This is a genomic window from Streptococcus australis, assembly GCF_047463015.1.
Classification (GTDB): domain Bacteria; phylum Bacillota; class Bacilli; order Lactobacillales; family Streptococcaceae; genus Streptococcus; species Streptococcus australis_F.
The window spans coordinates 184760-207270 of the sequence record NZ_JASHER010000002.1 but is presented as its reverse complement, the minus strand read 5'-3'; the positions used below and the strand labels follow the sequence as shown (position 1 = coordinate 207270).

Below are 22511 nucleotides of genomic sequence, written 5' to 3'. Positions count from 1 at the left end.
TAGTAACCAGTTAAAAATACGGATGTATAGTCCAGATAAAGACAATTCAAATTAGATTACGTCTATTTATTTATTTTATCTTTTATTTGCTTTAAATCCTTTATCTCTTTTAGAATACTAAAAATATATAAACTAAATAGAACTACACCTAAGGAAAGTCTCGAAAAAAAGAATCTCTATTCAAATAGAAAATCCCTCATCGTCATAAATTCATGTCCCCTGCCGGAATCGAACCAGCAACTACTCCTTAGGAGGGAGTTGTTATATCCATTGAACTAAGGGGACCTATAAAAAAAGAAGCGAGATCACTCCCGCCTCCTTATTCGTCTTAACGACGGATTTCTTTAATACGAGCTGCTTTACCTTGCAATGCACGAAGGTAGTACAATTTCGCACGACGTACTTTACCGTAACGTACAACTTCAATCTTTTCTACACGTGGAGTGTGTACTGGGAATGTACGTTCAACACCGACACCGTTAGAGATTTTACGAACAGTGTACATTTCAGTGTGTCCTTGACCTTTACGAGCGATAACAACGCCTTCAAAGATCTGGATACGTTCACGAGATCCTTCGACAACTTTCGCGTGTACACGAACAGTGTCACCAGGACGGAATGCAGGGATATCAGTACGAAGTTGACCTTCAGTCAAGCTTTGGATTAATGGATTCATTTTATTCTCCTATCTTCGTCAATCTTGAGGGCTACTCCCCCAGCGGATAAACTGTATTTTTGTGCTTCCATTACGCACAAAGTTTATAATACCAAAAGAATGTCCGTTTGTAAAGGATTATTGCAACTTTTTCGCAACTTTTTGTCCACCATAGATAGACAAGGCTGGAAAGAGACGCGTAGCGACCAGACAGACCAAGAGAAAGGCTGGCCAATGCTGGAAACCAAAGACCTCACACCCGATCAAGATGGGGCCAATCGTCGTCGAAGTTGCTCCGGCGAAGACTGCTGCATAGCCCAAGGCCGCTACCAGATAAACCGGCAGTCCAAAGAAAGGAGCTAGCCAGACACCTAGACTCGCCCCGATAGAAAAGAGCGGGGTCACTTCTCCTCCCTTATAGCCTGCAGCAATGGTCGTTACCGTAAAGAGGAGCTTGAGGATCCAGTCTGCTCCAGTGATCAAGCTCTTCCCATCAGCTCCCGCAAAACTTTGGGAGATCAGATTGGTCCCCAGTCCTGTATAGCGACCTGTCCCAATCAGATACAAGAGAATACTCAGACCGAGACCGACTACTCCGATCCGCATATAGGGATTGGCAAAGGTCTTGACAAAGCTTTGTTTAAACTGGCCTAGAAGATAGGCAAAGAGCTTGCCTGTCAGACCAAAGATGACTCCTAAGACCAGCAACTGCAAGACTACTAGAGGCGATAGGGAGAGCTTATCTGAGATGACCTGGGTGAACTTCTCTAGCCCCAAGGTGTGAGAGGTCCAACTAGCGACAAAGGCTGCGATGGTAGCAGGATAGAGAGCCCGCCACTCCAGTCTCCCAACCACTAGGACCTCCATAGCAAAGAAGATAGCGGCTAGAGGCGTCTGAAAGAGACCACCGAAGCCGGCAGCCATCCCAGTGACCAAATAGATCCGTGAAGCGTCTGGGCCAAGTCCCTCTCTTCGTAGAGCATGGGCGACCGTCCCACCGAGCTGGACCGCCACTCCTTCTCGACCAGCGGATCCACCAAAGAGATGCGTCATCCAGGTAGAAAGAATAGTCAAAGGGATCAAGCGCTTGGGAATGTCTTTCTCCTTTCCCTCAGCCACTTCAAAGAGCAGCTCCATCCCTTTTTGACTCTTGCCCCCATAGGTGCGATTGAGATAGGTGATCAAGATACCTGCTAGAGCTAGAAAGGGCAAGAGATAGAGTAGATTATCTGTACGAACTTCTCCAATTCCAATCAAGACACGGCCAAAGAGGGTATCAATCACCCCAACGATCGCACCGATCATAAGCGCATCTAGGGTATAAACAAAGGTTCTTTTAATCATCGTCATCTCAGCACCCTAGTCCGCATCTAACTGATCGGCTTGATAGCCTCTGGAGCGCTTCATCAAGTCCCGATAAGTGGCAAGGATGGTTTCTTCATAGCGTTTTTCCTGGACCAAGCCGGCTACATTGGCTAAGACTTCTTCCTCTCTGGCCCGGTCCAAGACTGGGTTTTGATGGGTTTCTTTGTAGCAAATGACATCTTCCACACAGTGCATCCGGCGTTCTAATAGACGGACCAATTCTTTATCAATACTGTCAATCTCTTGGCGAATCTCCTCTAGTTCCATACACTGGCCTCCTCACTTTTTGCTACGACTTCTTCTGCAAAAGCTTCTAATTTTTCAATATCTTCATCTTCAGCTGACAAGTCTACCTTGACGCACTCAGAACCTTTAACCGCACCAGTCGCTGCAAAGACACGATCAAAGTCATCGACTGCCTTACAGAACTCGTCGTAGAAGGTATCACCGGATCCAACAACACCGTAGATCTTACCATTTAAGTCAAGACCCGCTAAGTCTTCATAAAAGTCTACGATTTCATCAGGAAGCTCACCATCACCGTAGGTATAGGTCGCTACGACTGCAATATCAGCTTCAAGAAAGTCCTCTGCGTCTACTGTTGTACATTCGTCGACTTCTACTTCGACACCAAGATCACGAAACTTATCTGCTACGATATCAGCAATCTCTTCTGTATTTCCTGTCATACTTGCAAAAACAATCTTTGCTAATGTCATAATTCCCTCCAAATAATAATCTTATGACATTATACCACTTTCGCGCGCATTTTGCATAGGGAAGTACTGGGAGCCTGGCATTGTTCGGAAATTGTCCACCTGAGGCTAGACAACCTTTTTCTTTTCCAAATGTCCTCCTTATGCTAAAATTGAAAGAGAATTAAATGAGGTACTATATGCAGATCACACAGGACATTTTAGAGAAAATCAACCACTACGATACCATTATCCTTCACCGCCATATGAATCCGGATCCAGACGCGATCGGAAGCCAGGTCGGTCTGAAAGAAATCATCCAGACCAACTTCCCAGATAAAAGAGTCCTAGCTACCGGCTATAACGAGCCGACACTTGCTTGGATGGCTAGCATGGATACTGTCACAGATGAGGACTATGCAGGTGCCCTGGTCATTGTCTGCGATACTGCCAACACTCCTCGCATCGATGACAAACGCTACACAAGCGGCGATTTTCTGATCAAGATCGACCATCATCCAAACGACGATGCCTACGGAGATCTCCTCTGGGTAGATACAGATTCAAGCTCTACGAGCGAGCTTATCACCCTCTTCGCTCTTGAACAAGAGCTTGAGATCAGTCCAGAAGCAGCCCGTCTCCTCTATGCTGGTATTGTCGGAGACACTGGACGCTTTCTCTACCCTTCGACGACCAGCCGGACTTTCGAGATGGTTGCCCACCTTCGTAGCTTTGACTTTGACTTTGCAGGTCTTTCTCGTCAGATGGACAGCATGAGCTCTAAGATTGCCAAGCTTCAAGGCTATGTCTATGACCATCTCGAAATCGATGAAAATGGAGCTAGTCGCGTGACCCTGACCCAAGAGCTCCTCAAACACTACCAAATCACAGATGCCGAGACCGCTGCGATCGTCTCAGCACCTGGTCGGATCGAAGACGTCAGCGTCTGGGCTATCTTTGTCGAGCAAACTGATGGCCACTACCGCGTCCGTATGAGAAGTAAGGCTCTGGTGATCAATGAGATTGCAAAACGCCACGATGGTGGAGGCCACCCACTCGCCAGTGGAGCCAATTCTTATTCTTTAGAAGAAAACGAGCAAATCTATCGAGAACTACAGGAAGTTGCCAAGGCCAAATAGATAGTGAAAATCAAGCAAGCAGGTCAGTCGTTTCTAGTGGAGACGATTGGCCTTTTTTCATTTTACACAAAAACGAATGAATTTTAATAAGATTTAGAAAAATGTGAACGATTTCTTAAATTTCCATTCCAGTTTGAGCTTATTTATGCTATAATAATCACAAAAAAGGAGACGTTTTATGCATAAACATCGTATTTTTATCATTGTCGCAGCAGCTCTTACTGCCATTTCTACCTTTTTGCCATGGAGTACATTCAATGGTGGATCCTACGGAAGTTATTCTTTCAGTGGAATTCGAGGTGAATTTGGATGGGTCATCGTTGTCCTAGCTATTGGTGCCATCGTTCTAGCTTGCCTTCCAAACATTGCTCCACCAATGAACAAAAATTTTTCCATTGGTGTCATTGCTATCGGTATTCTTGAAAGCTTAATTACGATCATCACTATGTTTAGAGTCTTGGGTGCTTCATCTGAATTCGGTGATGGCTTTTCTATTGGTTTTGGTTTGATTATTGCAGTCATTGCAAGTATTGCTCTTGTGATCACAGGACTTCTTGCCATGTCTGGTGGTAAAATCACTAAAGGGACATTCCAAGAACTTGCATCAACAAGTAGAGGATTCGCACAGTCTGTTGCATCATCTGTCCAATCACCACAACAACCGGGTCAACCTGGACAACAACAATGGCAACAACCACAACAAGGATTTGGTCAGCCTGCCCCAGGACAAGGCTTCCAACAAGCGCCTCAACAAGGGTTTGGTCAGCCTGCTCCAGGACAAGGGTTCCAACAAGCACCTCAACAAGGGTTTGGTCAACCTGGTCAACAACAATGGCAACAACCGCAACAAGGCTTTGGTCAGCCTGCTCCAGGACAAGGGTTCCAACAAGCACCTCAACAAGGGTTTGGTCAACCTAATCAACAACAATGGCAACAACCGCAACAAGGGTTTGGTCAACCTGCTCCAGGACAAGGGTTCCAACAAGCGCCTCAACAGCCTCAGCAAGGGTTCCAACAAGCGCCTCAACAGCCTCAACAAGGGTTCCAACAAGCACCTCTACAAGGTTTCCAACAAGCGCCTCAACAAGGGTTCCAACAAGCACCTCAACAAGCTTGGCAACCACAAGAGCAACAGCAACCTCAACAACAAGAACAGCCAACTACTGAACCTGGTCAAGAATAAAAAGATTTCTATTGATCTTGCATGTCTAACATTTCCTTTCTAGGACTGTTAGACAGAGTGGGAAAAGCTTACCTAACAGGATGAACTTCTCCCACTTTTTTTCTTTATAAAATGCGAAAAATTTGGTAAAAATCCTTGCCAAACTCTTTTGTTTTTGATAAACTAACTTAGTAACAATCTATGGCTCGGAAAGAGACCATGGCAGAAAGGAATTATTGCAAAATGAAAAAAGATATCCATCCAGAATATCGCCCTGTTGTCTTCATGGACACTACTACTGGTTATAAGTTCCTTAGTGGTTCAACTAAGTACTCTAACGAGACTGTTGAATTCGAAGGTGAAACTTACCCATTGATCCGTGTTGAAATTTCATCAGACTCACACCCATTCTACACTGGACGTCAAAAGTTCACTCAAGCAGATGGACGTGTGGATCGTTTCAACAAAAAATACGGTCTCAAATAAGAAACCAATCAAAACCACTTCCACTTGGCAGTGGTTTTTTCTTATCCTTCTCAACAAAAAAAAACCGCTCCTTCAGGCTTCCTGAAAGAGCGGTTTTCTTGTTATTCGTAGTCGCCACCGGTAAAGTTGAAGTATTCTTCTAGGCTTTTTCCTGATGCTGCAACGTCTTTTGCATCTTCTCCGATATAGCGAAGGTGCCAGCTTTCAGGCATGTAGCCTGTGCTCGCTTCTTTTCCTTCTTGATAGCGGACGATAAAGCCATACTTGGCAGCATTCTTGAGCAACCATTTGCTTGCACCTGCTTCTTGGACCAGATTACCACTGGTATCAATGAGGTCAAATGCTAGACCTGTCTGGTGCTCACTATAGCCAGGACGAGCTGAGTAGCGATCTGCTGCAGCTGCTCCGTCTTGATTGACATAGCTTTGGTAGAGATCAACCTGGGTCTCATAACTGCGGAAACCACTGTATTGATCGCTGATAGCATAGCCTTCTGCTTGCATAGCTGCGATCAACTCGTGCAAGGCCGCAACAGCTGTCGGATCCTCACCTGGATTGTAGTCTGCGGCTAAGGGATAGTGCTTGTTGGCGATGACGATATCCCCAGACTTCCCTTGGACACTGTAGTAAGAACCATTGAAGGAAACACCTTGGTCTACTGTGACTTCGCCAGCCTTCTTCGTTGACTTTTTGCTATCATCAGACGAAGTTGCTTCAGAAGAACTGGTTTCTTTGCTGGCTGACGACTGAGCGACTTGCTTACTAGAAGCAGGCTCTTTTTGCGTCGAACTCTTTGACTCCTTCTGTTGGCCACAAGCGCCCAGGCTCAAAAGAACAAGGCCTGCAAGCGTCCATTTTGTCATGCTTAATTTCATCATTCAACTCCTAATTATCAGCTGTGACCGCGATAGCCGTAATCACGTAGGTATCCCCTACTGGTTTTAGAGTATAGGTCTTGTCCTTGCTACTCTGGCTATCTTTTCGGCTGGTCACATAGTGTACAGTATATTCTTCGTGGGTTTTCACGATGATCATTCCGTTCTCTTCGGTAACGCTGAGAACGTTGAAAACACCTGGTGTATAGTAGTCAATTTCAGCCTTCTTGACGCCTCCACCTGTCGTCCACTCCACCATTTCCTTATAGGCGTCACTTGAAGTGTCATAGTACTTGGAATAGGTGTTGGATCTACTTGAGACAGATGAGAAGATTTCTGTCCGGTAGTCTTGGAGGAAGGAGGTGATAGCAGTTTTCTTCTCTTCTGCCTTCTTAGCTTCTTCTTCCTTGGCTTTACGAGCTGTTTCTGCATCTTTCAACCGTTTAGCCACATCCTTAGAAAGCTTCAAGGTGATGACTTCATCGTCATCAGGAGTTTCACCAATCGTAACCTTGGTCTTTTCAGTTGTATAGCTCTCATTGTTGAGGCTAAAGACTGCATGAACTTCGATTTCTTGATGGGCTACGACGTCGACTTCAAATAAGGTACTTGTGCCAACTTCCTTGCCATTCACGGCTACCTTGATATCCGTTGGATTGCTGACTTCCTCTGGGAATTCAACTTCAAGAAGACGTTTTTCGGAATTGAAGGTCAAGTCCAGCTTATTCTTAGAAGCTTGAGCTGGATCTAGCTTGACCTCACTAGAGATCTTTCCAACTTCGGTCTTACCGTCCAGTTGCATGTCTCGTGGTGCAAAGTGAACCTTTCCAAGTTTGGTCGTTTGGTTCTTCTTGAGCACTGTCGTGTCTTTTTCGCTGGTCTTAAGCTTGGCATCGTCTAGATTCGTAGTTGCTGTGACTTCAATTGGATAAGTTGCGATGCGGTATTCTTGGAAGATACCGAATTTCTTATCCGCCTTCTCAATCCCGATTAGCAGATTCTGTTTTTTATCTTTGACGATACCTGTTTTTGAAGACTGGGCAATATGATCTAATTCGTAAATCACATCGATCTTCTGAGCCGTCATGTAGTCAAGCAAGCCTTGAGCTTCTTCCTTGGTCCACTTGTCCTTGTCACTAGAAAGGATACTAGCCACTTCCCGGTAATCCTTTTGTTCAATGGCTGTGACCAATTTGTAAACTGTCACCTGTGGGCCCGTAGTTGTCGAGAAGTAATAGCCTAGTCCAGACAAGGCCAAGACCAACAAAGCCAAAATACTAAAGAAGAAAACTTTCTTTTTCTTGCCCTTTTTCTCTTTTTTGACTTTCTTCTCTTTCTTTTTCTTGCCTTTCTTGCCAGCTTCTTCTTGCTCTGACGCTTCTACTGGCACTAGGGCTTCAGCTGGCTGGGACAGGCTTTCTGGGGCCTCTGATGGACTCTCCACTGGTGCGAAGACCTGTGTTGTTTGATTGGTCTCTTCCAAGTCAATCGTCGGAGCAGGTGCTTCTACGATTTCAAAATTCTGGCTTCGAGCTGATTCGATCTCTTCTGGAAGTGGTGCACGTCCATAGAGGGCAACGAAATGCTCTTCCCATGGCTGTTGAAGAGGATTTCCAACCGCTTCTACTGGCCCCTGCTCTCCTAAAGCAGGCCCTTCTGAAGCCACTTGTTGGTCGATCGCTACTCCAGCAATCGATTTGATTGCCTTAAAATCAAAGCCGGAATCTCTTCCGGCAATGTATTCTTCAGGAGTAGGTTTGCGACCGATCACTTTTTCAAATAATTCTACCCATTTTTTGTTCATCGGTATGTTCTCCTAAAACCTAAAATATTTTTATCCGATATGTATATGAACAAGATTTTTATGACAAGGTTCCTATCTAATTAGAAGAAGGAAGCGATATAGACGGATACTTGTTCTAAAATACGTCTGTCAATAATGCCAACAATTGTGAAGATGACTAGAATGACTGCTGAAGAAGCAAGGAGCAACAAGAATTTGTCAGCCTTGAATTTTGTTCTGTTCAAACCTTGGTAAACAGTATAGAGCAAGCCTAAGAAATAGAGAACGAAGATTAACGATCGAAGGAAGATAAATCCTTCAAAGTACTTGACTAGAGAAAAAACCAAGACAATGAGGGATGCTGGCAAGGCGTAGATAGACAAGCGAGCAAACTCATCGAATGAGCGTTTATAGGTGTATTCTTTATCTTGCAAGACAAGGTTACGAACCAAGAAACCAGTTAATTGAGTAGCATAAATTGTAAAGAAAGTTACAATGACAATCAATAGGTAAGCCGTAAATCCTACTTCAGCGTAAGGGAAGGCACTCGCCACGAAGAAAAGTGAGAGGCTAAGGATAAATGCAGTTAAGACATAATGAAGGATACCATTCAATACTCTTGGTTGATTTTCTACTGTTGGACGAACCAAAGCAGAAACGAACCATGACCAGAATCCTTTCATTGCTTGACCAAAGGCATTTGGTTGAGCAGGTTGTGCATAATAGGCTTGACCTGGTTGAGGTTGTCCTGGATAAGGTGCTTGCTGGAAGCCTTGACCTGGAGCTTGACCTGGAGATGGTTGACCAAATTCTGGTTGTGGCTGTTGTTGAGGTGCTTGTTGGAAGCTATTTGGTTGTGCACCAAATGCTGGTCCTTCTGGCGCAGCAGTGTATTGTGGCACTTCTTGAACTGGTGCTTCTGGAGCAGCAGTATATTGTGGCGCTTCTTGAACTGGTGCTTCTGGAGCAGCAGTGTATTGTGGTACCTCTTGCACTGGTGCTTCTGGGGCAGCAGTGTATTGTGGTGCTTCTTGAGCTGGCGCTTCTGGTGCAGTAGTGTATTGTGGTGCCTCTTGAACTGGTGCTTCTGGTGCTGCAACGTACTGTGAAGTCACTTCTTCTGGTGCAGCTGGAGCAGCAACAAAGCCAGCGTTTACTTGGTCTGGAGCTACTGGAGCACCTACAAATTGTGAAACTTCTTGGGCTACCTGTTCTTCTTGGAACTCACCTGCAGCCAACGCTTGAGCGATCTCTGCTTCAGTTGCTGAACGACCGTTCACAGCTTCAAAGTAATCAAGCCAATCCTGTTTGATCATAAAATAATCTCCTTATAAAACAAAGTACAGATATATTATATAAAAATTTCCACTAGAATTCAATATTCTACCGGAATTCACAAGCTGCGATCTCGCAACTAGTCAAATGCATCCATGCCACCTTGGACGTTGGTTACATCATAGCCCGCTTCTTCCAAAAATTGACAGGCACGGGCTGAGCGCCGACCAGACTTGCAGATGACATAATAGGCTTGGTCTTTGTTCAGCTCTGAATAGCGTTCTGCCAACACTGATAAGGGAAGTAAGGTCACTCCGTCCAGATGAAGAGCATCATATTCCTCCTGCTCACGGACATCGACGACGTTAATTTCTCCTGCTTGGTACTTTGCTACAAAGTCATTAAATGGAATTTCTTTCATGATTTCTCCTATAGGTTCTATTATGGAAGTGTTAGTATTTCATAGTTAAAGTCAATGGACTCTAAAAAGCGGAATAGGTCTTGAGTTTTGACAAAGATGGTCTTTTCATTGGTGTTCGGATGGAAGGTCATGATCTCCTCTGACACAATGTCCTGATCGAAATAGACGAGAATATCTTTTTCTTCATTGTTTAACAAGCCAAATGGAGATACCGTCCCTGCTGGTAATTGCATTTTTTCTGCTAGCGATTCAGCTGAAGCCATGCGGATCCGATTGGCTCCTACTTGCTCTTTGAAGTTATCCATGTCCAAGGGTTTCTGATCATCCATGATGAGCAGATAGTACTGGGTTTTCTTTTTGTTGGTCAAAAACATGGTCTTTGTCCGGACACCTTCTAAACCTTCAATATAGGAATCGGCCTGCTCAGTCGTGAAGGCAGGTGGATGCTCCACCACATCAAATTCAATCCCGAGTTCGTCCAATTTGTCTTTGACTTTTTGATATGCATCCATGGCAATACCTCCTCCTGTAAATATCACTAATTATTATTTGTTAAACTCTGCTATAATCTGATGGACCCGAGCCTGGAGGGCCGGCACTACTTCTGCCTCAAACCATGGATTCTTGGCCATCCAGATCTGATTGCGGGGAGAAGGGTGGACCAGAGGGAAATAATCTGGCAGATAGTCCTTGTACCGACGCACCCGCTCTGTCACCTTACCACTAACCTTCTCATGGAGATAGTAGGCTTGGGCGTACTGGCCGATCAAGAGGGTGAGCTCAATATCCGGACACTCCTTGAGGAGTTGAGGATGCCACTTTTCCGCAAAGCCTTTGCGAGGTGGCAGGTCCCCTGACCTGCCATGCCCTGGGAAATAAAAGTCCATGGGAATGACCGCAAATAGTCCCGAATGGTAGAAGGTCTCCTCATCGACTCCCAACCACTCCCTTAGACGGTCTCCACTCTTGTCCTTCCAATAAAGGCCTGCTTCTTGGGTCTTGAGACCAGGCGCTTGGCCAATAATATTGATCCGAGCAGTCTTTGGTGCCGCAAATAAGGGTTCGATTCCTTTATCCGTATAGTCTTTGTTTTGTGGATCGGCCATGATGGCCTCTTTGATCCGCTCTAGTTGTTCCATTTCTCCTCCTCTAAGCAAAAACTCAGCCAGCATGTGCCGACTGAGTAGCGTCTTATTTGATGAGTTCGTAGATGGCTTCTGCGTAGATTGCAGCTGCTCGATAGAGATCTTCTACATCCGCAAATTCATTGGCTTGGTGCATAGTGTTCACATAGTCTGGGAACATGGCACCGAAGGCAACCCCACGTTTCAATAGACGACCAAAGGTTCCGCCACCGATTACTTGCTCATGACCTTTCAGTCCGGTTTGTTTTTCATAGACACGCAAAAGCGTTGAGACCAATTCATCTTCCATTGGAACATAGTGAGGGGTGTGGCCGTGAGCAGACAAGCTGACGGATGCCACTCCTTCTACTTTTTCAAGTCCAGCTTTGATGGTTTCTGGATCTGTTCCTTTAGGGTAACGAATGTTCAAGGCGATGGTGTTATCTGAGCTGTTTTCGTCGAAGTTGAAGACACCCGCATTCATGCTGAGAGCTCCCATCTTTTCATCCACATGGGCAATGCCAAGCTTCTCACCAGCAAAGTCTTCATGAAGAAGAGATGCTGACACTTGCAAGTATGCTTTGGCATCTCCACCGAAGTCAAACTGGTTCAAGAAGAGAGCCAAGTAGGTTGCTCCATTGATCCCAGCTTCTGGAGTAGAACCGTGGGCAGATTTTCCGATAATGGTGACTTTAAATTTACCATCATCCTCTGTTGCCACTTCATAACGAAGTTGGTGTTCATTAGCAAAGGCCTCCAAAAGACCAGCTAAATCTGGTAATTGCCCAGAAACGACTGCTGTCGCTGACTCTGGTACCATGTTTTCACGAAGGCCACCTGTGAAGCTATGAAGATGCGCTTGACCTGTATTTTGACCACCGAAGTGAAGGTACTCGGTAATATTTCCTTTTTCCCCGTTGATGATTGGGAACTCGGCATCTGGTGAGAAACCAAAGTCTGGATCAGGAAGACCGACGTGTTTGAAATAGTAATCCATATCGCCCCAGCCAGATTCTTCATCTGTACCGACCACGAAGCGCACTCGCTTAGATACAGGTAATCCCAGATCCTTGATAATCTTCAAGCCGTAGTAACAAGCTACTGTAGGCCCCTTGTCATCTGATGAACCACGCGCATAGAGCTTGCCATCGATAATCTCAGGTTTATAAGGGTCTGTATCCCAGCCACTACCTGCAGGTACCACGTCCATGTGGGCAAAGATTCCGAGCTCTTCTTCCCCTTGTCCAAAGGTGAAGTGTCCAGCATAGTTGTCCACATTGGTTGTTTCGTAGCCATCACGCTCAGCAATTTCCAAGAATTTCTCAAGAGCCTTGACGGGTCCAGGTCCATAAGGGTGAGTCGCATCCGCCTGGCTGTCATCCCGTTCTGAGTTGATTTCCAAGAGGCTGAAAAGATCAGCCATCATTTCTTCGCGACGTTTTTCTACTTCTGCTTTAAAGTCAATTGTTGTCATGCATTCCTCCGTTATTTCGATTTAAATTGAATCCTCTAGAATCCCTTCAGCGACTGTCTATCAGCCTGCCAAAGGATTCTAGAAAACCGGACTTGTATCGTACGAGACGAGGACCATCCGGTTCTTTCTGTTGTTATTAGCGTTTTTCGATGATTTCGTCTACTGGCAAGCGGTAGCTAGGTTCTACCTTCTCTGCTGCGTAACCAACCGTGATCAAGAGTTCTGGACGGAAACGCTCTTCGATTTCCAAGACTTCGTTGACTTTTGATTTGTCAAAGCCAAGGATGATGTTTGAGCCGATCCCTTGGTCCGTCAAGGCCAATACCAGGTTCATTGCAACCAATCCAGCATTCAATGCCAAGTAATCGCTAATCTGTTGTTCATTGTAGCGAGCATATTCTGCAGGTAGGTTTTGCATGAAGTATTGCAACTGCTCCTCTGTGAAGTTCTGGACCCCACCGACACGTGCAATCTTCCGAGCCCGACGTTGCAAATCGGTATCCGTAAAGAGAGCGATGGTCACAGGTGCTTCCATGACTTGGTCATAGTTCCCACCATAGGCTAGTTTAGCCAATTCCGCATTTTTCTGACGAACGACCACGAATTTCCATGGTTGGCTATTGTGCGCACTTGGTGCCAAGGTCGCAATTTCAATAGCTGTCCGCACATCCTTTGGATCGACCGGTTGGTCTGTGAAATGCTTGATCGCATGACGTTTTTTGTTGAGTTCTAGGAATTTCATAGTCAACTTCCTTTTCTAATTCTATTACCTCTATTTTAACACAAAATGAAAGAGCTTGCAGAGTTTTTTCATTGATCATTTAGGAAAGAAAATCATAGAAGTTCTTGACGTCTTGGTCATAGCCATACTGCTTATTCAGCCTTGCGAGGAGTTCATTGTTGTGGCCCCGATAATTATCCTCTCGTCTCAATTCTTCATACATCTCAATAAATGGAAGCCCCTTATCTTTAGCATCTTGGAGCTCTGCTTCATAGTCGTAGGCTACCTTGCGAAATTGCAGGTTGGTCACCCCATCTTCTTCAACATCGATCAACGCATACTGGGCTCTGTGATTTTGGAGCTGCTCCCAGTCAAAATAAGGCATACCAATGGTGCCGGGATTGATGATTTGCTGACCCTGACTACCATAGCGAAGCAACTGCTTGTGGACATGCCCGTAGATGGCCACATCGGTCTGGTCATCGAGCAATTGGTCAAAGTTCTCCGTCGCATTAGCTGGACGCAAGTCTCCACCATAATTCTTTTCTGGCAAGTTATGGGTCAGTGAAAAGCGAATGCCGTTGACCTCCTTCTTCTCCATTAGAGGAAGCGAGCGAAGCCAATCGATCCGTTTAGGATCAATTCCTTCCATAACATACTGAGTGAGACGAAGCAGCTGAACCTCCTGCGGATCCTCAAGCCCGTACTCGCCATCCAAGGACTCTAATAGACAATCGTCCCAATTTCCACGAACAGCTGCTGTAATCGGAATCGCATCCAGCAAGTCAAAAAGGTCCTCTCTTCCAGGCCCCGGAAGCAAAATGTCCCCTAAAAGCCAGTATTCCGTCGCGCCTAGAGCACGCGCATCCGCAATCACTGCCTCCAGGGCTGTCGTATCTCCGTGGATATCAGATAAAATAGCGATTCTATGGTTCATTATTACACCTCATTTGAAATCTAATTAGATTTGAATCTAGTATAACAAAATTAGGAGTAAAACGTAAAAACCATCCATGAAAATGGATGGTGCAATTACTCAAATCCTTGGGAGGGCTCCGCCACTTCCATCAAGTGACTTGCTTCTGCTTGCTTTCCTTGTTGAAGCTTTTCTTGCACTGCCTCCGCGACTGCTCGTGGGATGCCGACCGTGACGATCTCATCCACAGTGGCCTCTTTGATCTTGGTCAGTGACTTGAAATGTTTCATCAGCAACTGCTTGCGTTTTGGTCCCAAGCCTTCGATGCCGTCCAGCTGAGAAGAGAAGGAATTCTTGGACCGGAGCTGGCGGTGGAAGGTGATGGCGAAACGGTGGACTTCATCTTGGATCCGTTGGAGGAGGAAAAATTCCTGCGAGGTCCGAGAGAGTTCGATAACTTGGAGAGGATCGCCAAAGAGCAATTCATGGGTTTGGTGCTTGTCATTCTTTTGCAGGCCTGCAATGGGAATATCCAGCCCCAACTCTTCCTGGATGACTTGCTTAGCGACATTGACCTGGCCCTGTCCTCCATCGATAACGATCAGATCTGGTGGTGTCAGGCCATCCCGCATAACCCGGCTATAGCGTCTGCGAATGACCTCCCGCATGCTGGCATAGTCATCTGGCCCGACGACGGTTTTGATCTTGTACTTGCGGTAGTCCTTTTTGCTTGGCTTCCCATTGACAAAGACCACCATGGCTGAAACCGGACTGGTCCCCATGATGTTGGAGTTATCAAAGGACTCAATGCGCACAGGGGTTGGGATTTGCAGGAGTTTTCCAAGATTTTCAATAGCACCTTGGGTCTTTTCCATGGATTTTTCAAGGAGATTGAACTTCTGCTCCAGACTGACACGCGCATTCTTGATGGCCAGATTGACCAACTGCTTCTTCTCCCCACGCTGGGGCTTGAGGACCTTGGTATCCACTAGGGCCTTGACTGCTTCCTCATCGATATCTTGAGGGATCAGGATTTCATTAGGAATCAGGTGAGATTTCTCCTGGTAAAACTGCCCCACATAGGTCAAGAAATCCTCGTCCGGATCATTGTAGTAAGGGAAGAGATTGACGTCGCGCTCGATCAGCTTGCCCTGACGGACAAAGAAGACCTGCACACACATCCAGCCCTTGTCCACGTAGTAGCCAAAAACATCCCGGTTCTGCAAATCCTTGGCCATGACCCGCTGTTTGGTCCGCAGGGTCCCGATGGCCTGGATCAGATCGCGGTACTCGGCCGCCCGCTCAAATTCCATGTTTTGCGCAGCGGTAGTCATCTTGAGCTTGAGCTCATCGATAATCTTGTCATCCTGCCCCTTGAGGAAATTAGAGACTTCCTGAGCCATGCCCTTGAAATAGGCCTCGTCCTTGTGGCAGACTGTGTGGGCCATACATTGCCCTAAATGGTAGTAAAAGCAGACCTTGGAAGGCGGATTGGTACACTTGCGGAATGGGAAAATCCGATCCAAAAGTCGCTTGATCTCATTGGCCGCTCCCACATCTGGATAGGGGCCGAAATAGAGACCGCCATCCTTTTTGACCTGGCGCGTGATGATGAGGCGCGGATAGCGCTCATTGGTAATCTTGATGAAGGGATAGGACTTGTCATCCTTGAGCATGATATTGTACTTGGGCTTGTTCTCCTTGATGAGGTTGATCTCAAGAAGCAAGGCCTCAATATTGGACTCAGTGACGATAAACTCAAAATCCACAATCTCAGATACCAGGGCTTCCGTCTTGGTATCGTGACTCCCTCTGAAATAGGACCGCACCCGATTGCGAAGATTCTTGGCCTTCCCCACATAGATGATGGTACCGTTTTTATCTTTGTGAATGTAACAGCCCGGACTCGTCGGCAAAAGCTCGAGCTTGGATTTAATCAAGTTGTTCATACTCTCTATTATAGCAAAAAAGGGAGTGGGAAAGAACTCCGACAAGTTTAAAAGAGTTCGTCTTCCCACCCCCGCACAGTTGATTAGGCATCTTTGGAGCTTAAAAAGCGAACAAAGCTACCAATCAACCACTGCGTCATATATTTATTCCTATTAATTAAACAGCGAAGGGTGAACAGATTTTGCCCAACCTCTCTATAATCTATTAAATTGATTGATGATTTAACAAAAATAACATCTGAAAAATGACCGATCCAAATTGCAATTGTATTCTTCATTTTCCTTATAAAAGCTTATTATATTACGTCCACTTTAATGTGGATAACTAGCTCTACCTCTTACTATATAAACTAAAAGCTATATTGAAACAATAAGCAATGATTATTGAGTAAAATATAAGCTTTAAAAAAAGGGGGCATGTTAATTTATTGCTAAAATAAGCTATTGATGTCAGGATTAGAAGAGAGAAACAAAATAATGATAGTTTAATTTTAAGGCCACGCATTTATGCTTCTCCTTTCTAACCTAAACGAACTATTTTCGCTTTCATTGTAGCATAAAACATAATGGAATGTTCAAAATATCATTAAATTATCTTCAAATGTTTTCATTGCAACAATCCTATTCTCTTTAATTCGTTCAAGGCCTCTTTCTTAGATGGTGATTTGCCACGCGCAAGGAAGTCTTTGATATCCTGAACGTGATCATAAAAATTAAAATTGATTTCTTTTAAATTCTCAATAAAAATCTCTAACAAAGAACCGTCGATATTTTCCAAAGGAGACGATAGTGCTGCCTTATTTTCAAATGAATAAGCTTCTTTTGCAGTTGAGCCTATCGCGTAACTGATATTATCCCAGGATGGGATATTCGCTTCATTTTCATCCAATTGCATATAAATGAAAATACCACCATCATCAGTTCCATCATCCAACAGAGCATAGAGCTCTTCTCCACCTCTATCTTTATTCTCCAAAAAGCTCCAACAAGCATCGAAAGCAGAGCGAATCCGAGGTTTATAGGGTGTTGCCAGTTGATTAACGATCGCTTCTAAAAAGTAAGCATCAAATAACGATCAAACATACTTTCTCCTTGTCTTACACTCTCTCTATTATAATGGAGACAGACTATTGTTTTAAGTAAAATAGTTAGATATTTATAAAAAAATGACTTTTTTAGTCAATTAAGAGGATAAAAAACTTTCTGCCGTGAGAAAAGTGCCTGAAACAATTCGAATTTCAGGCACTCAGGAGTTTTGAGAGTAAAACAGTTTTGGGAACTGTTTTAGCCTGAGCCCAGAAATTAAAGAGCGAAGGGGCTCAAAACTAAGTCATGGAACTTCCTTGAAGTTCGCTGACGTCCGTACTCACCTAAGGAAAGTTTTTCAGAAGAATTTATCTTCAATCAAAGAGGGATCGAAAACGATCCCTCTTTGAGATTAATAGCCTTTTAAATAAGGAAGTAAGGACATCAGAGTTGTCCCAAGGACCAAGACCCAGAACCAGAAGGAATACAAGCTTCTTTGGAAGACACCAGGTGCTGGTCGGTTTTCTTGAATGTAGTGAAAAATAGCTTTTCTTTTTAAAATCAAAACGATGGTAAAGGCGATGGTTCCACCTAAAAAGACCAGAATTTGAACCCACTCGGCTACATTCATATTGACATGCGTGCCGAGGTAATGAAGTCCTTGCGAGAGGACCAGGTTGTTAAAGATATGGTAGAAAATAGCCCACCAGATCGAATATTCGAAGGTCAAGTAGCCAAAGCCTAAACCAATAATGGTCGCGAAGAACAACTGATCAAAATTGGCATGAAAGAGTCCAAAAGCGATAGCTGTCATGACGATTGCAAAGACTTTTCCATACTTTTCTAATGCTCTCAGTCCAGCGGCCCGGAAAACCAATTCCTCTGTGATAGGACCGATCAGGGTCGCATAGAGCAAGAGACTCCAAGACTGGCTGAGTTGCTCAGACATGTCCTCTTGAGGCTTGTAAAAGCCCAGGGTTCCCATCATGTGGTCTAAGAGTTGAGATAAGGCGCTAGAAGCCAACTGGGAGAACCCCAAGAAGGCAATGAAGACTAAGAAAGTCTGCCAGGTCATCTTGCGTCCCTTTTGTCTCACATCTCCTTTAAAGAGGGAGCCTTGCCGATAGAGGGCAAATAGAAGGACTCCTATACTGACAGATATTAGATAGCTAATCCCATTTCCATTGATGATTTTTTCTACATACTCCTGCTTCTCTGCCATCTCCAATCCATACCGTCCAAACATAAAGAGGGTAACGGCAAAGGTCGAAATGATGCTGACAAAGACCATGACCAAGAGATAGAGGCAAACCATCCCTGAAAAGCTTCCCAAATCCTTTTTGGGATCTATAAATCGATTGAACTGTTTCATCCATTCACTCCACTAATCTACTGTTTTTCTTTTCCGACTCCACCCGTAGCACCATCCAAAAGCCCCTTCATACAATACAAAGAAAATCAGAAAGGCATGAAGGAAATAGTCCTCTGGTAAAGCTAGAATAATTGGATCCCGATAAGGATCAAAGAGCCAGGTAGCATCTCCGACAAAGAGGACTTGGTGAAAGAGGGTAAAGAATTGATCAAAGCCAATAAAGAGGGTCACTCCTCCTATGATAATCGGTAAGAGAACCATCCCACCAAATAAAGGGCGATAGAGACCTGCGTAGCCCTTACGCATCACTGTTCGAATAAATCGTACAGCTACTGGCAACAAGATCAGGAATAAGACCTGGGTCAGGTGAAAGAGGTACTTGACTGCTTGAAAATGATGGAGCCCATCGGGAGAAGATGGAAAATCCGGCATGTCCAGCTTCCAGGTAAAGGGACTGGTCAAATACCGCATGAGGATCTGAAAATTCTTCTGAATGACTGTTGGAGCCAAACCGGTCCGATTCTGAATTCGTAACCAGCTAATCTCCATGGGATAGATCAACCAGGCTAGTAGAATGGTCCCCAAAATCACCGTTGCTAAGAGCCAGAGGACAAATCCCGTTACTTTCAACCGATCACGCATCGAAATCCCACTCCGCTAAGCTCGATAGGACGTGCGTTGGTGGCAAGGGCAGGTCTGGTACTTCTTCTGGCTTGGTAAAGCCAGTGGTCACTAGCAAAGTAGGAATGCCATTGTCAATCCCTGCTCGGATGTCGGTCAGGTAATTATCTCCCACCATGACCACTTCTTCGCGCTCTAGTCCCAGGTGAGCGATGGCCTTATCCATGATGATGGCATTGGGCTTGCCGATAAAGGTTGGCTTCACGCGCGTTGCTGCTTCGATCAGGGCATTTAGAGCACCAGCACCTGGCATCATCCCGCGCTCTGTCGGGATATTGAGGTCTGGATTTGTCCCGATGAAATGGGCTCCCTTTTGAATGGCCAAGGTCGCAATAGAGAATTTCTCATAGTCCACTTCCCAGTCAAGACCCACCACGACATAGGCTGGATTTACCGTATCTTCGACAAAGCCTGCCTCAGCAATGGCGTGTTTCAAGCCTACATCTCCAATGACATAGGCAGTTTTCCCAAGATTCATATCCACCATATAATCGATGGTTGCTAGTGTCGCTGTATAGATGGTATCTAATGGCGTTTCGATATTGAACTGGCCTGCCAGCATTTCTTGGACCATTTCCGGCGTCCGGGTAGTATTGTTGGTCACAAAGAGATAGGGGATCTGACGCTCTTGCAATTCGTGGACAAAGGCTTCCCCAGCTGGGATCCGCTCTTTGCCCTTGTAGATGGTTCCGTCTAAGTCGATTAAATAACCCTTATAAGTCATGGGATTCTTGATCTCCTTTTTCACTTGCTTCCTCTGCTACTTTCTCCTGATCTTGAAACTGGCCTCCTGCTCCATACAGAAGCAAACAAGCTCCATATAGGGCAAATTGAAGGACAAGACCGAAGAAATTGATACTTGCTTTTCCAGCCTGAGTAAAGAGGAAGGATGAAATCATCAAGATGACGATGGTCACCATCAAGCCACCGATCTTAGCCTGATCAATGGTGATGGTATAGACGCCGCTCTCTTTTTCCTCATTGCTTTCTTTCCCTGCCTGGATAGGCTTCATGGTCTCGATGAAATCTGTCATTAAAGTCGCTGCGAGGCTGACAGTCGTACTAAAGAGGACACCTTGAGAGAGCTTATCAAAGAAGTTACTCCAGAAGCTACCCGCTTGGCTGGTGATACTCAAGGAAAAGACAACGACTGGCAGGATAAAGGCCAAAATCAAATGAATCCAGACACGATACCAGCGAACATCTTCCTTGAGAAAACGCATAAAGGCTTCAAAACTCAACCGGTAGCGGATAAAGCGAATCGCTTCCTCAATAAAGATATAAAAGGCTGCGACTAAGGTCAAGAAACCATCTCCCAACACATAGAGGGGATTTTTCTTACGACGAGCATAAGCAACAACCCGCCGTTGAACCTCCATCAAGTCTTCTTTTTTCTGTTTTAATCTTCGTTTTTCCATAATGTCTCCTTATCTATTTCTTCCCAAGTGATGAGGGCTTGGGCGTGGATTTGGCCTTCTGATGAGATGACATGGTTGCTGATCATCCCTTCCCGCTCGACGCTAGAGGTGATCATTCCTCCAGGCAAGACTTCCTTGACATACTTGAGATGGACCCGTTTGGGGATATGCTGGGTTAGGAATTCCGCTCCCATGACTTCAAAGACCCAGTCCAAGTACTTGCTGTTGTTGACATGGCCGTTCATATCGAGATCATAGAAACGCACATGGTAGTCCTGCTCCATGGCTCCATTCAGTTCTGGATAGCGTGGACCACGGCGGATCTTCTTCTCAAATGGTGACTCATATGGCTCTGTGATCTCCTCTGGTACAGATTGGACCTTGCGGCTGTCCCGGTCCATCAAGACGAAGGTAGCCACCATCTCGACGATGGCTTCCCCCTTCTGGTCTCTAACGACAAAGGAACGATAGCAAAAGAGACGATTGTGGGCGAGTGCTTGAGTCTCAATGGTAATCAGTTCATCAAAGACCGGTAGGCGATGAACCCTGATGTCATAGTCGGTGATGATCCAGACTAGATTGTACTGTTCGAGCAGGTCCTTGTCACTGACACCGATCTCCATGGACTGCATGCCTGAGACCTGCAAGGACAGGAGGATGAGCTGGGGCATCTTGATAAAGCCATTCACATCGCTCATATCAAAAGGAACTTTCATGTCATACTGATAAATTTTAGCCATCTTTTACTCCAATATAAATTTCTCTGCTACGGTATCACCAAGGAACAAACCTCTCTTGGTCATCCGAACTTGCTTGTCATCTGGAACCAAGAGTCCCTGCTGGGTCAATTCCTCAACCACTGGTCCATATTGTTGGTCAAAATTCACACTAAATTTTTCTTCGAAACGCTTCTTGGAAACGCCTGTTTTCTTACGCAGTCCCAGAAACATCTCTTCTTCCATCATTTCAGTCTGAGTCAGATGTTCTTCTTGGACACGCGCATTTCCCTCTTCGACCGCCTGCATATAGTGACGGATAGGGCCATGATTCTTGTAGCGAACACCATTGACATAGCCAGATGCACCAGCTCCCAGACCATAATACTCGGCATTGTCCCAATACATGAGATTATGTCGACTTTCAAAACCAGGCTTGGAGAAATTGGATATTTCATAATGCTCAAAGCCCGCACGCTCCAACTCCTGAATAATGTATTCAAACATCTCCGCTTCTAACTCCTCTTTAGGAAGAGGAAGCTTGCCCCGTCTCATGCGATTCATAAAGACAGTGTGATTCTCCAGAATCAAGCTATAGAGACTCATATGGGGAATATCGAGGGCAAGAGCCTTAGCGACATTTTCCTTGACCTGCTCCATGGTTTGCGTCGGAAGCGCATAAATGAGGTCGATCGAAATATTATCAAAACCAGCCAGCTTCAAGCGCTCTATATTATCATAGATATCCTGCTCCTGGTGGCTCCGCCCAATCTTCTTCAACATCTTATTATCAAAGGTTTGAACCCCCAGAGAGACCCGATTGACCTGAGAGTCCTTGAGGACTGCGATCTTATCCGAATCCAAATCTCCAGGATTGGCCTCGATGGTAAACTCCTCTACCTCCGATAGGTCCATGACCTTGGGCAATTCTGTCAAGAGATAGGCCAGTTGCTGGGCAGATAGAGCTGTCGGAGTCCCTCCACCGATGTAGAGGGTCCGGAGTTTGCCAATCTCATAAGACCGCGTCTCCTGGATTAGGTGTTCCAGATAGGCATCGACCGGTTGATTCTTGATAAAAACCTTCGAAAAGTCACAATAATAACAAATCTGGGTACAAAATGGAATATGCACATAGGCAGAGGACGGTTTAGCTTGCATAACCTTTATTATACCACATTTCGCACCAAAGCCCGAGCAGAAAAGAGAGGGTAAAGCAAGGATTTCCTTGACAAGAAGGAATGAAAGGAATAGAATAAAG

The 22511-nt window shown here is 45.2% G+C and carries 25 protein-coding genes and 1 tRNA gene; 3 read left to right on the top strand and 23 right to left on the bottom strand.

The genetic code is table 11. The annotated features are described in order from the left end of the window. Positions 1-213 precede the first annotated feature (213 nt). From QM873_RS02825 to QM873_RS02805, 5 genes are all read right to left on the bottom strand, one after another. Positions 214-285, bottom strand: a tRNA-Arg gene (locus QM873_RS02825). A gap of 43 nt (positions 286-328) precedes the next feature. Further along, positions 329-676 (bottom strand): 50S ribosomal protein L19, encoded by a 348-nt coding sequence (rplS, locus tag QM873_RS02820; RefSeq protein WP_003003254.1) that lies wholly within the window; start codon positions 674-676, stop codon positions 329-331. A gap of 117 nt (positions 677-793) precedes the next feature. Then, on the bottom strand, positions 794-2005 hold the full coding sequence (locus QM873_RS02815) for a chloride channel protein (protein ID WP_414278761.1): 1212 nt from the start codon (positions 2003-2005) through the stop codon (positions 794-796). A gap of 9 nt (positions 2006-2014) precedes the next feature. Further along, positions 2015-2287, bottom strand: a complete 273-nt coding sequence (locus tag QM873_RS02810; protein ID WP_414278760.1) for a chorismate mutase — start codon at positions 2285-2287, stop codon at positions 2015-2017. Next, a complete protein-coding gene (locus QM873_RS02805) occupies positions 2278-2739 on the bottom strand; it encodes a flavodoxin (protein ID WP_414278759.1) in 462 nt (153 codons plus the stop codon). The genes QM873_RS02810 and QM873_RS02805 overlap by 10 nt, the downstream gene beginning before the upstream one ends. Before the next feature lie 176 nt (positions 2740-2915). Here QM873_RS02805 and QM873_RS02800 point away from each other — a divergent pair, with 176 nt between their 5' ends. The 3 genes from QM873_RS02800 (at position 2916) to QM873_RS02790 (ending at position 5502) form a co-directional block, all read left to right on the top strand. Then, positions 2916-3854, top strand: coding sequence for a DHH family phosphoesterase (locus QM873_RS02800; RefSeq protein ID WP_414278758.1), 939 nt, complete (start codon positions 2916-2918; stop codon positions 3852-3854). A 178-nt stretch (positions 3855-4032) separates the two neighbouring features. Further along, entirely contained in the window at positions 4033-5037 is a 1005-nt protein-coding gene (locus QM873_RS02795) for a hypothetical protein (RefSeq protein WP_414278756.1), read from the top strand. A gap of 222 nt (positions 5038-5259) precedes the next feature. Continuing rightward, a complete protein-coding gene (locus QM873_RS02790; protein ID WP_023023047.1) occupies positions 5260-5502 on the top strand; it encodes a type B 50S ribosomal protein L31 in 243 nt (80 codons plus the stop codon). Positions 5503-5603: 101 nt separating this feature from the next. On the opposite strand, the gene ldcB is transcribed toward QM873_RS02790, so the two are convergent. From ldcB to hemW, 18 genes are all read right to left on the bottom strand, one after another. Next, positions 5604-6377: an LD-carboxypeptidase LdcB/DacB gene (gene ldcB, locus QM873_RS02785; protein WP_129269674.1), complete on the bottom strand. Its 774-nt coding sequence runs from the start codon at positions 6375-6377 to the stop codon at positions 5604-5606. Positions 6378-6387: 10 nt separating this feature from the next. Further along, positions 6388-8181, bottom strand: coding sequence for a TcaA second domain-containing protein (locus QM873_RS02780; RefSeq protein WP_414278755.1), 1794 nt, complete (start codon positions 8179-8181; stop codon positions 6388-6390). 80 nt (positions 8182-8261) lie between these two features. Beyond that, a complete protein-coding gene (locus QM873_RS02775) occupies positions 8262-9476 on the bottom strand; it encodes a DUF6574 domain-containing protein (RefSeq protein WP_414278754.1) in 1215 nt (404 codons plus the stop codon). 98 nt (positions 9477-9574) lie between these two features. Further along, the gene (locus tag QM873_RS02770) at positions 9575-9856 is read right to left on the bottom strand and encodes a rhodanese-like domain-containing protein (protein ID WP_129269024.1); all 282 of its coding nucleotides are present in this window, start codon (positions 9854-9856) and stop codon (positions 9575-9577) included. A 20-nt stretch (positions 9857-9876) separates the two neighbouring features. Continuing rightward, entirely contained in the window at positions 9877-10368 is a 492-nt protein-coding gene (locus QM873_RS02765) for a prolyl-tRNA synthetase associated domain-containing protein (RefSeq protein ID WP_129269022.1), read from the bottom strand. Positions 10369-10401: 33 nt separating this feature from the next. Further along, positions 10402-10995, bottom strand: coding sequence for a uracil-DNA glycosylase family protein (locus QM873_RS02760; protein ID WP_129269020.1), 594 nt, complete (start codon positions 10993-10995; stop codon positions 10402-10404). Positions 10996-11047: 52 nt separating this feature from the next. Continuing rightward, positions 11048-12454 (bottom strand): dipeptidase PepV, encoded by a 1407-nt coding sequence (gene pepV, locus QM873_RS02755; protein WP_129269018.1) that lies wholly within the window; start codon positions 12452-12454, stop codon positions 11048-11050. A 136-nt stretch (positions 12455-12590) separates the two neighbouring features. Next, on the bottom strand, positions 12591-13196 hold the full coding sequence (locus QM873_RS02750) for a nitroreductase family protein (RefSeq protein ID WP_048788949.1): 606 nt from the start codon (positions 13194-13196) through the stop codon (positions 12591-12593). A gap of 79 nt (positions 13197-13275) precedes the next feature. Continuing rightward, entirely contained in the window at positions 13276-14112 is an 837-nt protein-coding gene (locus QM873_RS02745; protein ID WP_129269016.1) for a metallophosphoesterase family protein, read from the bottom strand. Positions 14113-14207: 95 nt separating this feature from the next. Beyond that, complete coding sequence (gene uvrC / locus QM873_RS02740; protein WP_414278753.1) at positions 14208-16040, bottom strand: excinuclease ABC subunit UvrC; 1833 nt, start codon at positions 16038-16040, stop codon at positions 14208-14210. A gap of 83 nt (positions 16041-16123) precedes the next feature. After that, the gene (locus tag QM873_RS02735) at positions 16124-16318 is read right to left on the bottom strand and encodes a hypothetical protein (RefSeq protein ID WP_023023028.1); all 195 of its coding nucleotides are present in this window, start codon (positions 16316-16318) and stop codon (positions 16124-16126) included. Positions 16319-16647: 329 nt separating this feature from the next. Further along, complete coding sequence (locus QM873_RS02730; protein WP_023023026.1) at positions 16648-17016, bottom strand: Imm6 family immunity protein; 369 nt, start codon at positions 17014-17016, stop codon at positions 16648-16650. Positions 17017-17478: 462 nt separating this feature from the next. Next, a complete protein-coding gene (locus QM873_RS02725; RefSeq protein ID WP_414278752.1) occupies positions 17479-18438 on the bottom strand; it encodes a CPBP family intramembrane glutamic endopeptidase in 960 nt (319 codons plus the stop codon). Positions 18439-18450: 12 nt separating this feature from the next. Further along, complete coding sequence (locus QM873_RS02720) at positions 18451-19080, bottom strand: TIGR01906 family membrane protein (protein ID WP_414278751.1); 630 nt, start codon at positions 19078-19080, stop codon at positions 18451-18453. Beyond that, complete coding sequence (locus QM873_RS02715) at positions 19073-19843, bottom strand: TIGR01457 family HAD-type hydrolase (protein ID WP_306474651.1); 771 nt, start codon at positions 19841-19843, stop codon at positions 19073-19075. Before QM873_RS02715 ends, QM873_RS02720 begins: the two co-directional genes overlap by 8 nt. After that, on the bottom strand, positions 19833-20537 hold the full coding sequence (locus tag QM873_RS02710) for a hypothetical protein (protein ID WP_174705357.1): 705 nt from the start codon (positions 20535-20537) through the stop codon (positions 19833-19835). The genes QM873_RS02715 and QM873_RS02710 overlap by 11 nt, the downstream gene beginning before the upstream one ends. Then, positions 20519-21277: an acyl-ACP thioesterase domain-containing protein gene (locus QM873_RS02705; RefSeq protein WP_154852678.1), complete on the bottom strand. Its 759-nt coding sequence runs from the start codon at positions 21275-21277 to the stop codon at positions 20519-20521. Before QM873_RS02705 ends, QM873_RS02710 begins: the two co-directional genes overlap by 19 nt. A gap of 3 nt (positions 21278-21280) precedes the next feature. Continuing rightward, entirely contained in the window at positions 21281-22411 is a 1131-nt protein-coding gene (gene hemW, locus QM873_RS02700) for a radical SAM family heme chaperone HemW (RefSeq protein WP_414278750.1), read from the bottom strand. Positions 22412-22511: the final 100 nt, after the last annotated feature.

Coding starts and splice junctions, on each gene's coding strand:
- rplS (WP_003003254.1), bottom strand. CDS start 676: ATGAATCCATTAATCCAAAGCTTGACTGAAGGTCAACTTCGTACTGAT.
- QM873_RS02815 (WP_414278761.1), bottom strand. CDS start 2,005: ATGACGATGATTAAAAGAACCTTTGTTTATACCCTAGATGCGCTTATG.
- QM873_RS02810 (WP_414278760.1), bottom strand. CDS start 2,287: ATGGAACTAGAGGAGATTCGCCAAGAGATTGACAGTATTGATAAAGAA.
- QM873_RS02805 (WP_414278759.1), bottom strand. CDS start 2,739: ATGACATTAGCAAAGATTGTTTTTGCAAGTATGACAGGAAATACAGAA.
- QM873_RS02800 (WP_414278758.1), top strand. CDS start 2,916: ATGCAGATCACACAGGACATTTTAGAGAAAATCAACCACTACGATACC.
- QM873_RS02795 (WP_414278756.1), top strand. CDS start 4,033: ATGCATAAACATCGTATTTTTATCATTGTCGCAGCAGCTCTTACTGCC.
- QM873_RS02790 (WP_023023047.1), top strand. CDS start 5,260: ATGAAAAAAGATATCCATCCAGAATATCGCCCTGTTGTCTTCATGGAC.
- ldcB (WP_129269674.1), bottom strand. CDS start 6,377: ATGAAATTAAGCATGACAAAATGGACGCTTGCAGGCCTTGTTCTTTTG.
- QM873_RS02780 (WP_414278755.1), bottom strand. CDS start 8,181: ATGAACAAAAAATGGGTAGAATTATTTGAAAAAGTGATCGGTCGCAAA.
- QM873_RS02775 (WP_414278754.1), bottom strand. CDS start 9,476: ATGATCAAACAGGATTGGCTTGATTACTTTGAAGCTGTGAACGGTCGT.
- QM873_RS02770 (WP_129269024.1), bottom strand. CDS start 9,856: ATGAAAGAAATTCCATTTAATGACTTTGTAGCAAAGTACCAAGCAGGA.
- QM873_RS02765 (WP_129269022.1), bottom strand. CDS start 10,368: ATGGATGCATATCAAAAAGTCAAAGACAAATTGGACGAACTCGGGATT.
- QM873_RS02760 (WP_129269020.1), bottom strand. CDS start 10,995: ATGGAACAACTAGAGCGGATCAAAGAGGCCATCATGGCCGATCCACAA.
- pepV (WP_129269018.1), bottom strand. CDS start 12,454: ATGACAACAATTGACTTTAAAGCAGAAGTAGAAAAACGTCGCGAAGAA.
- QM873_RS02750 (WP_048788949.1), bottom strand. CDS start 13,196: ATGAAATTCCTAGAACTCAACAAAAAACGTCATGCGATCAAGCATTTC.
- QM873_RS02745 (WP_129269016.1), bottom strand. CDS start 14,112: ATGAACCATAGAATCGCTATTTTATCTGATATCCACGGAGATACGACA.
- uvrC (WP_414278753.1), bottom strand. CDS start 16,040: ATGAACAACTTGATTAAATCCAAGCTCGAGCTTTTGCCGACGAGTCCG.
- QM873_RS02735 (WP_023023028.1), bottom strand. CDS start 16,318: ATGAAGAATACAATTGCAATTTGGATCGGTCATTTTTCAGATGTTATT.
- QM873_RS02725 (WP_414278752.1), bottom strand. CDS start 18,438: ATGAAACAGTTCAATCGATTTATAGATCCCAAAAAGGATTTGGGAAGC.
- QM873_RS02720 (WP_414278751.1), bottom strand. CDS start 19,080: ATGCGTGATCGGTTGAAAGTAACGGGATTTGTCCTCTGGCTCTTAGCA.
- QM873_RS02715 (WP_306474651.1), bottom strand. CDS start 19,843: ATGACTTATAAGGGTTATTTAATCGACTTAGACGGAACCATCTACAAG.
- QM873_RS02710 (WP_174705357.1), bottom strand. CDS start 20,537: ATGGAAAAACGAAGATTAAAACAGAAAAAAGAAGACTTGATGGAGGTT.
- QM873_RS02705 (WP_154852678.1), bottom strand. CDS start 21,277: ATGGCTAAAATTTATCAGTATGACATGAAAGTTCCTTTTGATATGAGC.
- hemW (WP_414278750.1), bottom strand. CDS start 22,411: ATGCAAGCTAAACCGTCCTCTGCCTATGTGCATATTCCATTTTGTACC.